The sequence below is a fragment of the Deinococcus puniceus genome (assembly GCF_001644565.1).
In the GTDB taxonomy this organism is placed as follows: Bacteria; Deinococcota; Deinococci; order Deinococcales; family Deinococcaceae; genus Deinococcus; species Deinococcus puniceus.
In genome coordinates this window covers 495,858-509,442 of the sequence record NZ_CP011387.1, presented here as the reverse complement: position 1 = coordinate 509,442, position 13,585 = coordinate 495,858, and the positions used below count along the sequence as shown (strand labels likewise).

Below are 13,585 nucleotides of genomic sequence, written 5' to 3'. Positions count from 1 at the left end.
CCCAGCTAGGCAGGACTCAAGAGCCTTTCCCCAACCCCTCCAGAATTACCCCGATCACGCCTTCCAGCGTCAGCGGCCCAGTGTCGATCACCGTCGCGTCAGGCGCGGGGGCGCTCTGCACTTTGTCTTTGGCGTCGCGGCGAATCAGGGCGGCTTCTATAGCCGGAATGTCTTCGGGACGCTCGCGGGCGCGGCGCTCGGCGCGGATTCGGGGGCTGGCGGTCAGGTAAAACTTGGCCCCGGCCTGAGGAAACACGTTGGTGCCCATATCGCGTCCCTCAGCCACGAAGGGTTCGGGCAGGGTACGCAACTGGGCATCCACCCACGCCCGCAACTCCGGCAGCACAGCCACCACACTCACACCCGCATCCACGCGGGACGAATGCAAGGCGTCGGTCAGTTCACGCTCTCCGGCCCACACGCGGTTGCCTTCGGCCAAAGGCTCTAGCCGGGGCGCGTGGGTGTCCAGCAGGGCCAGTAGCGCCTGCGCGTCGTGCAAATCCACACCTGCCTCTAGGCCCAACAGGGTGGCGGCGCGGTACAGCAGACCGCTGCTGACATAAGGAATGCCTAGCGCCCGCGCTACTCCCGAAGACACGCTCGATTTTCCACTGGCGGCGACGCCATCTATCGTTACAATCACGCCCTGCAGTCTAGCGTTATCTCCCACTTGCTTTGATTTTACGCGGGCAGAGGGTGGGCACTGCTTCATCTGCGGGCCTAAATCACCGTTTTGCCGACTGCCCAACAGGTAGACTGCACCGCATGAAACAGGCCGCCCTGCTGCTGACCCTTGCCCTGATCCTGACCGCGTGCCCTAGAAACGACACCGCCGCGACTACCACACCGGAAGAAACGGCGACGGAAACGCCAGAAACTCCGGTCACCACACCTGAAACCGAAACGCCAGAAGCTACGCCCCCAGCCGCCGCCACGCCCGCCGTGACCAAAGCGGGCGCGGTTCCTGCGGGCTATACGCCCGTGCCGTTCCTGACCGACAAGCCCGTGCGCGAATTCAAGGCTGAACCCGCTCTGAGCCTGCAAGACGGCAAAAACTACTTTGCCCTGATCGACACCAACCGGGGCCAAGTGCTGGCCGATCTGTACGAAGAGCAGACGCCCGTGACGGTCAACAATTTCGTGTTTCTCGCCCGCAACCGCTACTTCGACGGCATCCGTTTTCACCGCGTTATGGACGGCTTTATGGCGCAGTCGGGCGACCCCCAGAGTACCGACCTCGCCAAAAAAGAGCAGTGGGGCACAGGCGGCCCCGGCTACAGCTTTGCCGACGAATTCCGCACCGCCCTCACCTTCGACAGTGCCGGACTGCTGGCAATGGCGAACAGTGGCCCCGCCACCAACGGCAGCCAGTTTTTCATCACGTTTGCCCCCACCGAAAACCTGAACGGCAGGCACACCATCTTCGGCAAAGTGGTCACGGGCGACGACGTATTGCCCAAGCTGACCCGCACCAGCGACAGCAGCACCGGGCAGGAAACCCCGATTGCCGACGCTGTGGCCGATGAGATCTTGTCAGTGCGGATTTTGACTAAGAACTAGGGGAGTGTGGTGGGTGGAACGTGGATTGTGGTGTAGGTATGGGCCTACGTTCCACGATCCACGTTCTGTCTTTTGATGTCCCTACCACACCCAACAAAAAAATGGATCGCAGTTCGCAGGTTTCCCCACGTTCCACGATCCACGTTCCCATCTGTTCTGTTTTCAGCCTGCTAGAACGTTACCGCTCGCCCGGCTGATCGTCGTCGAAGTACTCGAATCGGAAGGTGCCGATTTCTACCGTATCGCCTTCGCGTGCGCCTGCCCGTTTCAGTGCCCGGTAAAGGCCCTGACGCTTGAACAGGTTGGACAGGTACTCGGCGGCGTCGTCGAGGTGACGGGCAAAGCGGGTAATCTTCTCGGCAAAGCCGCCGCCACGCACTTCCCACACGCGCTCGAACTCGCCGCCGGGTTTGGTCGGCTCGTCTTCGCGGTAAACCACCGTGAGGGCTTCTTCGCGCACGTCTTCAATCTCAATTTCCAGCGCGTTTTGCTGCGCCCATAGTTCTCGGTCAGGCAGCATGGCAAACACGTTGTCGCGCAGTTCCGTCAGGCCAATTTTCTCTTTGGCACTGACCCGCAAAATGGGCAGACCAAAGTCCAGCAGCTCGTCTTCCACCATCTGGGCAATGTCTTCTTCGACCAGTTCCACTTTGTTCAGCGCGATCAGGGCCACGTTGCCCAGCAGGCTGGGATCGTAGCTCTGCAACTCGGATTGCAGGCTCCGCATTTCCTCGATGGGGTTGCGGGTCACGTCCAGCACGTAAATCAGCAGGCGGGTGCGGCTGATGTGGCGCAGGAATTCCAGCCCCAGCCCTTTGCCCTCGCTGGCTCCCTCGATGATGCCGGGAATGTCGGCCAGCGTAAAGCGGTCATCGGTGTCCACACGGTCGACCACGCCCAGAATCGGGGACAGGGTGGTGAACGGATAGGCCGCGATGGCTGGATTGGCCCGCGACATGGCCGCCAGCAGGCTGGATTTGCCCGCGTTGGGATACCCTACGAGGCCCACGTCGGCAATCAGACGCAGTTCCAAGCGTACACGCCGCTTTTCACCGGGCGTGCCCAACTCCGCAAAGCGGGGAGCCTGCCGGGTGCTGCTGGCAAACGTAGAGTTGCCGCGCCCGCCGAAGCCGCCGCGTGCAATCACTTTCTCTTGGCCCACCCGCACGAGGTCGGCAATCACGCGCCCGGTGTCTTCATCGAAGGCTGTCGTACCCACCGGAACTTCGATGTAGATGTCTTCGCCGTCGGCCCCTTGCCGCAGTCGGCCCTCGCCGTATGCGCCGTTTGCGCCCTTAAATTTGCGCTTGCCCACCAACCGCTCTAGGCTTTCTACGCCCTCGATGGCCCGCAAGATAATGCTGCCGCCGCGCCCGCCGTGCCCACCGTCAGGGCCGCCCTTTTCCATAAATTTGGCGCGGTGAAAGCTCATCGACCCATCGCCGCCATTTCCGGCGGCCACTTCAATATTTAAAACGTCACGAAATGCCATGTGTACCTCTGATTGATGCTGAAAAAGATGGTCAAAGGATCTGGGGGTCTAAGCGAAGGCGAGAAAAGTGTTCTTAGTCTCTTAGACCCTTGACCCTTAGACGCTCTTCCCTGTTCCCGCTGACCGCGCGGTAGTCCAAACAAAGCACGCCCTGCCACCCATGCGGCAAGGCGTGCTGCGTTCGCGCCTGATCTCAGTCGGCAGCGAGTTCGGGGGCGGCAACTTCGATGGAGATGAAGCGGCCCGTCGCGCCCTTGTTGGTGAACACGACTTTGCCGTGCTCCAGTGCAAAGAGCGTGTGGTCGCGGCCCATGCCCACGTTGGGGCCAGCCTTGAACTTGGTGCCGCGCTGACGCACGAGGATGTTTCCGGCCAAGACCTGCTCGCCGCCAAACTTCTTGACGCCGAGGTACTTGGGCTGGCTGTCACGTCCGTTCTTGGAAGAACCTACACCTTTCTTGTGTGCCATTTCAGTTCACCTTACCCTTTGATGCCCAGAATTTTGATGGCCGTAAAGCCCTGACGGTGGCCCGTGCGCTTGCGGTACTGCACGCCGCTCTTGTACTTACGGACGTAGATTTTGTCGCCGCGTCCGTGCGCCATGACTTCGGCCTGCACCGTAAAGTTGCTCACGGCGTCACCGAACAGGGCGTTGTCGCCGCCCACGAAAAGGGGCTTGAGATCCATCTTGTCGCCCGCATCGGCCTTCAGGTTCTCAACGCGCAAGACGTCGCCTTCCTGCACGCGGTACTGCTTGCCGCCCGTTTGAATAATTGCAAACATTGGTCGTTCCTCCTGCTGTCCCCGCCCCAGAACGCTGCCGGGGGGGTGCTGCCCATCCACGCGAGTAAGCGCGGATCACCAAGCAAAGACTTTAACACATATCGGGGCGGCCTGCCAGAACCATGCACACATCCCCGAACCGGACTGGAGGCCGGAACGGGTTACAAACATCGGGATCAACACAGAAACGCTCTCTGCACGCGGCAGGGCCAACCCATAAGGGCTGGATGTTGGATGATGGTTGCAGTGTCCGTTCCTGAACGTGTCCTCGCGGTACACGACGGCTCGCTAGCGCGAGTCATATTGCTGTGGCCTCCGGCGCGGCGCACCCTAAGGCGGCCACGACTACCCGCCACAATAGCAGACGCAACTCTGAACCTCTAGACCGCGTATCTGTGGGCGTGATTGCCCGCATCCGTCCCATATGGCGTGACGCCCTGGCCCTGCTGTTTTCTCTGGCAGACCGCCGAACGCCGCTGCCCGCCAAAGCTGCCGCGCTGATTGCCATTATTTACGCCGTCAGCCCGCTGGATTTGCTCCCCGATCTGACGCCTTTGCTGGGGCTGGGAGATGATCTGGTGATCGTGCCGACGATTCTGGCCCTCGCCGCCCGCAGTCTGCCCGCCCCGGTTCTGAATGACGCCCGCGCCCGCAGCGCCGCCCTGCAACGCCGCCTGCCCTGGCTGCTGCCCGCGCTGGGTGTGGCCTTGGTGGTTGGGGTGGGATTGGTGGTGTGGGGGCTGGTCAGAACTTTGGGTGGATGACAGGTCAATAAAAGTTTGAGATTCTACGGGTCATGAAGCTCAAGCTTAGGCGTGAGGGCGCAGATTTTACGTCATCGTCAGTCACACGAACTGTCGCTGTCTTTGTCGTTGTTGCTCTTCTGGGAATTGGTCTACCACGTCTAACGCCCGCGCTTCCTTCTCCGGCTTCGGCGCAAGAAAGGATTTTTAGCCTCCATGCCTTGCGTGATGCCAAGAATCTTTTGCGTCACCCACTGCAAAAAGTGATCATTCAACGTCTTTCAGTCTCTTCTATCGTGAAAGAGTCTGAAGTTGGAAAGTGCGGAGGGCGTCCATATGTCACCGAGGGACGATATACGGCAGAGGTCACAGCACTGACATTTTTTGCTGTGCCTATGGCCCACTTACAGGTAGATTGCGAAGGCGCTAGGGTGCGCTGAATAAGCACTAGTTTAGCCGAAAAGAAGGTGTTTCACATTGCCATCAGCACCTTTGCTGCTAAATCCCGCGCTGGAAATGGGGCAGAACTTTCGGCGGATGACGGGTCAATAAAAGTTTGAGATTCTACGGGTCATGAAACTCAAGCCTTGGCGTGAGGCCGCAGAGTTCACGCTGTTCATAGCTGGCCGAGCGGTGAAGATTCTGGTTGGTTTGGGGCTGCTTTTCGTCCTTGCCTACAGCGTACTCATGGTGTTATACGTCGTAGGAAGTTACCGGGTGACGCAATATGCACCGCGAGCATTGGCCGTTTCACCAATCAGTTTCAATAATGGCGGTCAAATCAAAATGATTGGCCGGGACTATTCTGATCTGACCTCAGTCTTGGAAATTCGCTGCTTGAAATCCAATACGCAGGTTTACAGGGAGGAGTATTGGTTTGGCCCGGATTCGAGCGGATCTTTTTCACTTTCTCGCGTGCGTTGGGCCAAAGATGGCCTCTATCTCAAAAGCCCTAATCTGGCCGACAAAAAGCTGTTCCATATCCCCATCAGCACCTTTGCCGCCTGCCGCTAAACTCCGCTTAACCCACCCCTAACCGCCGCGCCTACACTGAGCGGCGTATGAGGCCCACCCGATGAGACTGCTGCTCGTAGAAGACGACCCCCGCATTGCCGAGCCGACGCGGGAGGCGCTGCGCGAGGCGGGTTACGTGGTCACGTGGGCGCAGACTGGGCCGGAAGGTCTAGAGGCCGCCATGCTGGGGGATTATTCCCTGCTCATTCTGGATGTGATGCTGCCCGGTCTGGACGGCTTCGAGGTAGCGCGGCAACTGCGTGAGGCCGAGGTGGATTCGGCCATTCTGTTTCTGACGGCGCGGGGCGAACTGGGCGACCGTGTGCAGGGGCTGGATTTGGGCGGCGATGCTTACCTCGTCAAACCGTTTGCCATGCCTGAACTGCTGGCAACCTTGCGGGCATTGTCGCGGCGGGAGCGGGGGCAAGGTGCGCCGAGGCTGGCCTTTGCGGCGGGGCGCGGCGTGGTGGATACGGTGGCCCGGACGGTGGCATGGGACGGCGAAGAAGTGGCCGTGACCGGGCGCGAATATGCCCTGATAGAAGTCTTGGCGCTGGCTCCCGAACGCTGGTTTACCCGTGAGGAACTGCTAGACCGCGTGTGGGGGCCAGAATTTGAAGGAGAAGCCCGAATCGTGGACGTGTACGTGCGCTACGTGCGGCGCAAGCTGGCGCAGGAAGCCATTTCCAGCGAGCGGGGGCGCGGCTACCGGGTGGAGAAGTGAGGGGGTGGGCAAACCCCCCCGTTGCTGTCGCAACGCCCCCCCTTAGAGGTGGGGACAAGTGCTGTTGCGCTGGCTGGCTGCACAGCAGACTGGGGGGTTTTACCCAGAATCGTCAACGCTGGACGCTTGCCAAGCTGGGCAACAGTCACAGGTCTCCATGTCCTTAAAGTGGCCCCCACTCACCCTGCGGGCGCGGCTGGCACTCTGGGCGGCGCTGGCAACCGGCCTCGCGGTAGCGCTGGTGGCGGGCGGCTTGTACGTCAAGGTCAACGATTTTCTCTTGCGCTCGCAGCAAGACCGCCTGCTAAGTGCCGTCAGTGCCGTGCAGGAGCGGGTAGAAGGAGAGCTGAGCCGGGCCGCTGGGCCGCTGGGCTTTGGCGTGATAGAGGTCACGGTGGCCGACTTGGAGCGAATTGTGAACAGCAATCCGCAGACCCGGAACCTAGAACTTCGGCTGGTGTCGGTGCAGCTTGGCGTGGTGTCTCAAGTCCAAACGACCAACTTTCCGGCAGGCGTAGCCCTGAACCTGAAAGACAACCTGTACCGCTTGAACGACCAACTGATCGCCGTGCGTGGGGTGCGGGCGCGGGGGCCGGGACGCGATCTGCAAGGGAATGTCACGCTGGCGGTGGCCTCCGACGCACAAGCGCTCACCGAGGCTCAGCGGGCCTTTGGGCGGGCGCTGGCGTGGCTGTTGCCTGCCGCGCTGCTGCTGTCGTTGGCTGTGGGCTGGGGCGTGGCGGGGCGACTGCTGAGGCCTGTTCGCGCGCTGGAAGGTGCGGCGCGGGAAATAGGCGCGGGCGGCGATTTGCGGCGGCCTGTGCCGGGGGCCGGACAGGGCGACGAATTGGCGCGGCTGGCCCTGACCTTGCAGGGCACGTTTGGGGGTTTGGCCGATGCCCGCGAACGTGAACAGGCCTTTTTGCGGGCCGCCGCGCATGACCTCCGCAGTCCGTTGGCGGCTGTGCAGGCGCGGGTAGAAGGCACCTTGGCCCGCGAACGCGACGCCGCCCGCTACCGCGCCGAACTGCGTGAAGTGGGCAGCGATATGACCCGGCTCGCCATCCTCACCAATCACCTGCTGCTGCTGGCCCGTGACGCCGAAGCGATGGGGCGTGCGCCCGTGCCCTTGCGCGACTTGGCCGCCGACGCCGTAGACCGCGCCCGCGAACTCTCGCCCGAAGCCGACGTGGATTTGCTGGCCCCCGCGCCCGTATCGGTGCAGGGAGACCGGGTGCTGCTGGGCCAGGCCATCTGGAACCTGACCATGAACGCCGTGCGGCACGCGCCGGGGGCCACCATTACCGTGACCGTGCAGGCCGAATCTGGCGGCGCAACCGTCACCGTACAAGATGACGGCCCCGGCGTGAGCGCAGGCGTGCTGGCCCGCCTAGGAGAAGCCTTTTACCGCCCCGACGAAGCCCGTAGCGGCGAAGGCCACGGCTTGGGCCTCGCCATCGTGCGCCGCGCCGCCGAGTTGCACGGGGGAACCCTGACGCTGGAGAGCAAGCCCGGAGCGGGATTTACGGCTAGGTTGTATCTGCCGGGGTAAAGGGTGAGGGAGCGCCAGCCATTGCCCTGTTTAGACCCTTTGCCCCCCGGCCCTTAGCAGCATTCTGTCACTTCTCAACCCAGAGTGGTGCTGAGTCTGGCTGCCAAAGGAATGCGTTATAGAGCTCATGCAATTGCTGAAGGGCGAGGGTGTCATCTTCGTACCTTGCGCGGAATCGCGCCATCAATCGACGTTCGCCCTCACCAACCAGTTCCTGCAGCCACTCACTAAACGCGAGCCACCGGGTTCCCGTCTGGCGGTGTCCGGCGTGGTATCCCTCAATGAACGCGATGACCTCGTCGTACGAGCTATGGGTCGTATACAGATATGGACGTTCCAGGACACACTGCACGAAGTCGATCAGGCGCAGCTTGACAGGCGGATCGGTCATAGATCCATTCTGACGAAGTCCTATTCGACCACCCCCAAGTATCCCCCCATTCGGCTCCTGCCCCCGCTCCCTGCTACCCTTAAGCCCAATGAGTCAACCTGAGCAGTCAACAACTGGCCTGCCCCACACGGCGGCTTCGGCAGTGCGCTGGAGTGCCGTGGTGCTGGGCGGCGGCGATCCCGGCGATCCTTTCGCGGCGGCGCACGGCGTCAAGGTGAAAGGGCTGATTCCGGTGGCAGGCCAGCCGATGGCGCTCCATGTGTTGCGTGCCCTGCACGGCAGCGGGCGTGTGCAGCGCATCGCTTACGTCGGCCCCACGACGTCCGACATGGACGACTTGATTGCCCTGCGCGTCACCGATCACGGCACGCTGCTGGGCAACCTAGAAGCGGGTGTAGAGGCGTTGGCGGCCACCGCAGGCGAGCGCGTATTGGTGGTCACGGCTGATATTCCCCTGCTGACGGCAGAGCAGGTACGCGACGTGCTGGACGGCGCGCCCATTGACGCCGCCTTGGTCTATCCGGTGGTGCGCCGTGAGGTCTGCGAGGCGGCCTATCCGGGGGTCAAGCGCACCTATGCCCGCCTCAAGGACGGCACGTTTACGGGCGGCAACCTGTTTATGCTCGATCCGGCCCTGATCGGCCAATTCCTGCCGCGCCTGCGCTCGGTGTTGGCTGCCCGCAAAGCGCCCCTGAAACTGGCGGCCCTGATCGGGCCGGGGATTTTGCTGAGGCTGCTGACCGGGCAACTGACGGTGGCGCGGTTGGAAGCCAAAGTGGCCGCGCTGCTGGGCGTGCCCGTTCACGCCCTGATTACGCCGCACGCTGCTGTCGGCACCGATGTCGATAAAGATGAAGACCTGCACTTGGCAGAAGCGCACTTTGTCGGTCAACACACTCAGGCCATCCGCTAAATTCGCTCTGTACCGCGTCCCCATCTGCCTCGCGCCCGCTAATCCTGACCTCTAAGCTCGGCTTTTGCTGCGCCCGCACGGATAAAACCTGACTAGTCCGGTGCAAGGTCTGTAGAGACTTTGCCCTTGTCAGGTTCCCCGGCGCTGTGCATACTGTCTGGCATGCCTCACGTCATCGTCAGCCCCTGCATTGGTGTCAAGGACAACGCCTGCACCGAAGTTTGCCCCGTAGAGTGCATCTACGACGCGGGCGATCAATTCCTGATCCACCCCGACGAGTGCATCGACTGCGGCGCGTGCGTGCCCGCCTGCCCCGTCAGCGCCATTTATCCCGAAGAAGATGTGCCCGGCGGCGAGACCGAATTCATCGTCAAGAACCGCGTTTACTTCGGCCTGTAAAGTCCATTGCGGCCAGCAAGCTGACCCGAACACATTGAGCAGCAACAGAGGCGGAATGCGGTAGATGGACTGAAATCTAGCGCTTTTCTAGATTCCAGGGAGTCGGACGCGCTCCGCACCCCAAGAATCCGCCCTCTTTCCACCCCCGGCCCCGGCTGGCGGGTGGGTTTTTTGTGCCCATGCTTGCGCCTCTACCGTGTATCCGGCTAGCATGGCGGGCGGTAAGGCCACGCCGTTGCTCGCGGCCCGCCGGAAGGGAGGTGATGACGTGCATTCCGAAACTCTGGACAACGAACCGCCCAGTTTGAACTTGACGCCATCCCACCCCACCGGAGGACGCCCATGCTTCGAGCTGTGTCCCGCAATGTGCCACAACCACTTTTTGTTCCTATTCCCTATCCTTTTCTAAGCTCTGGCGGCGGCCTATGCTGACCTATTACCGCTCTATCGGCGGCAAGCTGACCACCGCCGAGGGCTACAGCGACGGCTGCTGGATCAATGCCACCGCGCCCACCGCCGAAGAACTGGCCCGCATCAGCCGCGAAACCGGGCTGGAGCTGGATTACCTGTCGTATCCCCTTGACCCCGACGAACGCTCCCGCTTCGAGCGCGAGGACGGCCAACTGCTGATGATCATGCAGACCAGTTACCGCCTGCCCGACGAGAGCGATATTCCTTACGACACCGTGCCACTCGGCATCCTTCATACCGATCACTGCCTTGTGACCGTGTGTGCGCTGGAAAATCCGGTGGTCAAGGACGTCATCAGTGGGTTGGTGCGGCGCGTCAGTACGGCCAAGAAAAACCGCCTGACCTTGCAACTGTTTCTCCGCAACGCCCAGCGTTTCCTCATAGACGTGCGCCAGATCAACAAGCGCGTCGACCTGATCGAAGACAAATTGGAGAACTCGCAGCAAAACCGCGAACTGCTGAACCTGCTGAAATTGGAAAAAAGCCTCGTGTACTTCATGACCGGCCTGAAAGCCAATGAAGCTATGATGGAGCGCGTGAAGCGTGACCGAATCTTTGAAATGTACGAGGAAGATTCAGATTTGCTTGATGACGTGTTGATCGAGAACTTGCAGGCCATCGAAATGGCGAGTATTGCCAGCAACATTTTGACCAGCATGGCCGGAGCCTTTGCCAGCGTCATTTCCAACAACGTGAATCAGGTGGTGAAAGTGCTGACCGTCACAACGATTCTGGTGGCGATTCCGACGCTGGTCACGAGTATTTTCGGCATGAACGTGCCCATTCCCTTTGCACAGAATCCGTATGGCATGTGGATCGTGCTGGGAATGGCACTGGCACTGGCCTCCACGCTGGCATTTTTATTCCACAAACTGAAGGTGTTTTAGGACTGGCTCAGAGGTAGAAAAACAGCCGCTCCTACTGCGTTGCGCCGTACCCGCCCGAACAGGCCGCGCCGCGTTCTGGGGCTGTCGCGCCCTGCTCGTACTTGTCCAAGAAGGCTTTCAGGCGGCCATCGTCGGCCTTGTCTACCTTCAGTTGTGCGCCCCACGCGCTCGCCACCACTGGGGAAGGCAAGTTGGGATAAGGGCTGAGCAGGGTGTATGGCCTGCCGTCGATCAGCTTTTTCAGTTGATCCAGTGAAGCGGCGTCTAAATCAGGGCGGTAGGTGATCCAAACCGCGCCGTGTTCGAGGCTATGCACAGCGTACTCGTTGTAGAGGGGCTGGGCATACACGCCGCAGTTTTGCCACACGGCGTTGTGTGGGCCGCCCGCTGGTGGGTTCTCGGCATAGACCAGCGAGCCGGTGCGGTGATCTCCTGCCGGGTAGGTGAAGGTTTGCAGGCCCTCTATGCCGCCGCCGCAGGCAGCAAGAGCGAGGGCAAGGGCGGGCAGCAATAGGCTTAGGCGGGTGCGGTTCATTGCCCTACAGCCTAGCGGGTTGTGGGAGCAGCGGTGTGAAGAAACAGCCTGATAAGTGGCTAGCGGCTACCGGTACGGTCATGCGGGAAAAGCGCCCGGACGGTCTCCACTTTCACCCCCAGTCACTGTTGCCTTATCGCTCCGCTCGGAGTGATAACAGGGTCGTGACCCGGCAGTGACTTGCGCTGGTCTGTGTGGGCCGCCGTCAGATGTGCCACCCTGACCCATGCTGGCCGCGCTGACCCAACCGATCATTTTTGTAGACACCGAAACGGGGGGCCGTGACCCGTCTCGCCACCCGCTGCTGACGGTGGGTCTGGTCACGCTGACCCCGGAAGGCGACATCACGCGGCCCCTGCATTTGCGTGTGCAGCACGGGCAATACGACGTGGAACCGGAAGCGATGGCAGTAAACGGCATAGACCTGACCGCCCACCACGCCGCCGCCCAGCCGCCCGAAGCCGTGGCGCAGGCCATCCGCGACTATGCCGCCGAAGTGGGCCGGGTCATTCTGGGCGGCCACAACCTGCAATTCGACACCCGGTTTCTGGCCCCCCTGTTGCCCGACTTGGGCCGCGTGTTTCGGCGGGGGCGGGTGGATACCAAATTGGTGGCCCAGTTTTTGCTGCATTCCGGCCACCTGCCGCGCAAGGTGGGCACCCCGTTAGACCAACTGGTCAAGCATTTTGGCCTGACCTACACCGCCCACGACGCGCTAGAAGACGCCACCGTAACGGCGCGGGTGTACGTGGAGTTGCTGAAACTGGTGACGGGCAAGGCGGACTGAGGTGCTGTGTCTAAGGGTCGAGGGTCTAAGGAACGGCAATCGCGTTGCTCATTCACCCCCTCCCAACCTCCCCCCTCAAGGGGGAGGGGCCAATACCACGAAACCGCCACTCCAAACCGTTCCCGCCCCCATCCGTGTGAGGCCGTCGTGCGTGCAACGCGCGGGCCAATTCCATTTCAGAATGAACTGGCAATTCAGCTTCAGATGAACGATTAGGCCAAGTCTGGACGCGACAAGATCAATCCTGCCGAGTGCAACGACAACTCCCCTGCACCCTTTGGGGGCGGGGGCTGGGGGGTGGGGGAAAGCGTGGCAGCAAGCCAGAAAAGCGGCGTAATTTGCAAGCTCCCAGCAGCTCAGCGGCCAACGTTCCATTCACCCACTTTCGAGGAAGCCAAAGCCAGCACTTCCCTAAAAATTCTACGTTCAGCACGCCAAAAATGTACCTTTATCGTTGCGTCAGCTTAACCTTTTTCTGCCCAATTTGTTATGCTAAAAACATAATTTGTGCTAAGATATACGCATGAAGAGCCTCCCCAACACACTGGAATTTGGTACGGTGCGCCTGCCCGCCAGCGCGGACGGGTTGCTGCACGCCCCCACCGCCCTCCTGCAACTGGGTCTGACAGTGCCCGCGACAGACTGGACTGCTTTTGCCGCTCAGCATGACCTTCATAGCCCCGAACGCGACTTTGGCGCTGGCCCTGAAGCCACACTGCACCCCGACGAATTCGCCCGCCTCGCCTTTGTGCTGACCACCACCGAGGCCAAACGCTGGCGCAAGCGTGCCCAGACCTTGCTGGCCCGTGCCATGCAGGGCGACGTGCGCCTGAGCGCCCAGATTGCCGAGCGCAACCCCGACCCCGAATCGCGCCGTTGGTTGGCCGCACGCCTAGAGAGCACCGACGCCCGCCGCACGTTGATGAGTACGGTGGCGCGGCACGGCGGCGAGGGCAACGTGTACGGGCAGTTGGGGAGCATCAGCAACCGCAGCGTGCTGGGTACCGACAGCGCCACCATTCGCCGGGAGCGCGGCGTGAAGCAGACCCGCGACGGCCTCAGCAGCGCCGAACTCTTGCGGATGGCGTATGTGGACACGGCCACCGAGCGGGCCATTCAGGATCACGGGGCACACGGCAACACCGCCATTTTGCGTCTGCACGAGCATGTGGCCCGCCGCGAACGCCACCTGTGGGACGCGCCGCTGGCCCCGCAAGCCGGGTAACCGGTTCGAATAAGCAAGTTTGATTTAGAGGGCAGGCCACCGGGCTTGCTCTCTTTTATTTGATTCCACCCATCACACTCCCCACTTTCCCCCACCTCTCATGCACTCA

At 61.5% G+C, this 13,585-nt stretch carries 16 protein-coding genes; 10 read left to right on the top strand and 6 right to left on the bottom strand.

Annotation, left to right across the window (positions count from 1 at the left end; all coding sequences use genetic code 11):
- Positions 1-16 precede the first annotated feature (16 nt).
- A complete protein-coding gene (gene cmk / locus SU48_RS02310) occupies positions 17-643 on the bottom strand; it encodes a (d)CMP kinase (protein WP_064013842.1) in 627 nt (208 codons plus the stop codon).
- A gap of 122 nt (positions 644-765) precedes the next feature.
- On the opposite strand from cmk, the gene SU48_RS02305 reads away from it, so the two are divergent.
- Entirely contained in the window at positions 766-1,560 is a 795-nt protein-coding gene (locus SU48_RS02305; protein WP_064013841.1) for a peptidylprolyl isomerase, read from the top strand.
- Positions 1,561-1,738: 178 nt separating this feature from the next.
- Here the strand turns inward: SU48_RS02305 and obgE are convergent, their stop codons facing one another.
- The 3 genes from obgE to rplU all read right to left on the bottom strand — a co-directional run bounded on the left by obgE (position 1,739) and on the right by rplU (position 3,835).
- On the bottom strand, positions 1,739-3,052 hold the full coding sequence (obgE, locus tag SU48_RS02300) for a GTPase ObgE (protein WP_064013840.1): 1,314 nt from the start codon (positions 3,050-3,052) through the stop codon (positions 1,739-1,741).
- Between the two features lie 193 nt (positions 3,053-3,245).
- On the bottom strand, positions 3,246-3,521 hold the full coding sequence (gene rpmA / locus SU48_RS02295; RefSeq protein ID WP_019011398.1) for a 50S ribosomal protein L27: 276 nt from the start codon (positions 3,519-3,521) through the stop codon (positions 3,246-3,248).
- An 11-nt stretch (positions 3,522-3,532) separates the two neighbouring features.
- Entirely contained in the window at positions 3,533-3,835 is a 303-nt protein-coding gene (gene rplU / locus SU48_RS02290; protein ID WP_064013839.1) for a 50S ribosomal protein L21, read from the bottom strand.
- Positions 3,836-4,236: 401 nt separating this feature from the next.
- On the opposite strand from rplU, the gene SU48_RS02285 reads away from it, so the two are divergent.
- The 4 genes from SU48_RS02285 to SU48_RS02270 all read left to right on the top strand — a co-directional run bounded on the left by SU48_RS02285 (position 4,237) and on the right by SU48_RS02270 (position 7,868).
- Positions 4,237-4,599: a DUF1232 domain-containing protein gene (locus SU48_RS02285; protein WP_064015790.1), complete on the top strand. Its 363-nt coding sequence runs from the start codon at positions 4,237-4,239 to the stop codon at positions 4,597-4,599.
- Positions 4,600-5,151: 552 nt separating this feature from the next.
- Complete coding sequence (locus SU48_RS02280) at positions 5,152-5,592, top strand: hypothetical protein (protein ID WP_064013838.1); 441 nt, start codon at positions 5,152-5,154, stop codon at positions 5,590-5,592.
- 61 nt (positions 5,593-5,653) lie between these two features.
- On the top strand, positions 5,654-6,316 hold the full coding sequence (locus SU48_RS02275; protein WP_064013837.1) for a response regulator transcription factor: 663 nt from the start codon (positions 5,654-5,656) through the stop codon (positions 6,314-6,316).
- Between the two features lie 157 nt (positions 6,317-6,473).
- Entirely contained in the window at positions 6,474-7,868 is a 1,395-nt protein-coding gene (locus tag SU48_RS02270; protein WP_064013836.1) for a sensor histidine kinase, read from the top strand.
- Between the two features lie 67 nt (positions 7,869-7,935).
- Here the strand turns inward: SU48_RS02270 and SU48_RS02265 are convergent, their stop codons facing one another.
- Complete coding sequence (locus tag SU48_RS02265) at positions 7,936-8,259, bottom strand: hypothetical protein (RefSeq protein WP_064013835.1); 324 nt, start codon at positions 8,257-8,259, stop codon at positions 7,936-7,938.
- Between the two features lie 88 nt (positions 8,260-8,347).
- Here SU48_RS02265 and mobA point away from each other — a divergent pair, with 88 nt between their 5' ends.
- From mobA to SU48_RS02250, 3 genes are all read left to right on the top strand, one after another.
- Complete coding sequence (gene mobA / locus SU48_RS02260; protein WP_064013834.1) at positions 8,348-9,172, top strand: molybdenum cofactor guanylyltransferase; 825 nt, start codon at positions 8,348-8,350, stop codon at positions 9,170-9,172.
- Positions 9,173-9,334: 162 nt separating this feature from the next.
- The gene (locus SU48_RS02255) at positions 9,335-9,571 is read left to right on the top strand and encodes a ferredoxin (RefSeq protein WP_064013833.1); all 237 of its coding nucleotides are present in this window, start codon (positions 9,335-9,337) and stop codon (positions 9,569-9,571) included.
- Between the two features lie 425 nt (positions 9,572-9,996).
- Positions 9,997-10,929, top strand: a complete 933-nt coding sequence (locus SU48_RS02250; protein ID WP_064013832.1) for a magnesium transporter CorA family protein — start codon at positions 9,997-9,999, stop codon at positions 10,927-10,929.
- Between the two features lie 31 nt (positions 10,930-10,960).
- Here SU48_RS02250 and SU48_RS02245 read toward each other — a convergent pair whose 3' ends face one another.
- A complete protein-coding gene (locus SU48_RS02245; RefSeq protein WP_064013831.1) occupies positions 10,961-11,464 on the bottom strand; it encodes a DUF3105 domain-containing protein in 504 nt (167 codons plus the stop codon).
- Positions 11,465-11,690: 226 nt separating this feature from the next.
- On the opposite strand from SU48_RS02245, the gene SU48_RS02240 reads away from it, so the two are divergent.
- Together SU48_RS02240 and ddrC are read left to right on the top strand one after the other, a co-directional pair.
- Complete coding sequence (locus tag SU48_RS02240; RefSeq protein ID WP_064013830.1) at positions 11,691-12,251, top strand: 3'-5' exonuclease; 561 nt, start codon at positions 11,691-11,693, stop codon at positions 12,249-12,251.
- A gap of 523 nt (positions 12,252-12,774) precedes the next feature.
- On the top strand, positions 12,775-13,476 hold the full coding sequence (gene ddrC / locus SU48_RS02235) for a DNA damage response protein DdrC (protein WP_064013829.1): 702 nt from the start codon (positions 12,775-12,777) through the stop codon (positions 13,474-13,476).
- Positions 13,477-13,585: the final 109 nt, after the last annotated feature.

Bases quoted from the DNA above. Each gene is read 5' to 3' on its own strand.
- SU48_RS02305 (WP_064013841.1), top strand. From the start codon at position 766: ATGAAACAGGCCGCCCTGCTGCTGACCCTTGCCCTGATCCTGACCGCG.
- obgE (WP_064013840.1), bottom strand. From the start codon at position 3,052: ATGGCATTTCGTGACGTTTTAAATATTGAAGTGGCCGCCGGAAATGGC.
- rpmA (WP_019011398.1), bottom strand. From the start codon at position 3,521: ATGGCACACAAGAAAGGTGTAGGTTCTTCCAAGAACGGACGTGACAGC.
- rplU (WP_064013839.1), bottom strand. From the start codon at position 3,835: ATGTTTGCAATTATTCAAACGGGCGGCAAGCAGTACCGCGTGCAGGAA.
- SU48_RS02280 (WP_064013838.1), top strand. From the start codon at position 5,152: ATGAAACTCAAGCCTTGGCGTGAGGCCGCAGAGTTCACGCTGTTCATA.
- SU48_RS02275 (WP_064013837.1), top strand. From the start codon at position 5,654: ATGAGACTGCTGCTCGTAGAAGACGACCCCCGCATTGCCGAGCCGACG.
- SU48_RS02270 (WP_064013836.1), top strand. From the start codon at position 6,474: ATGTCCTTAAAGTGGCCCCCACTCACCCTGCGGGCGCGGCTGGCACTC.
- SU48_RS02265 (WP_064013835.1), bottom strand. From the start codon at position 8,259: ATGACCGATCCGCCTGTCAAGCTGCGCCTGATCGACTTCGTGCAGTGT.
- mobA (WP_064013834.1), top strand. From the start codon at position 8,348: ATGAGTCAACCTGAGCAGTCAACAACTGGCCTGCCCCACACGGCGGCT.
- SU48_RS02255 (WP_064013833.1), top strand. From the start codon at position 9,335: ATGCCTCACGTCATCGTCAGCCCCTGCATTGGTGTCAAGGACAACGCC.
- SU48_RS02250 (WP_064013832.1), top strand. From the start codon at position 9,997: ATGCTGACCTATTACCGCTCTATCGGCGGCAAGCTGACCACCGCCGAG.
- SU48_RS02245 (WP_064013831.1), bottom strand. From the start codon at position 11,464: ATGAACCGCACCCGCCTAAGCCTATTGCTGCCCGCCCTTGCCCTCGCT.
- SU48_RS02240 (WP_064013830.1), top strand. From the start codon at position 11,691: ATGCTGGCCGCGCTGACCCAACCGATCATTTTTGTAGACACCGAAACG.
- ddrC (WP_064013829.1), top strand. From the start codon at position 12,775: ATGAAGAGCCTCCCCAACACACTGGAATTTGGTACGGTGCGCCTGCCC.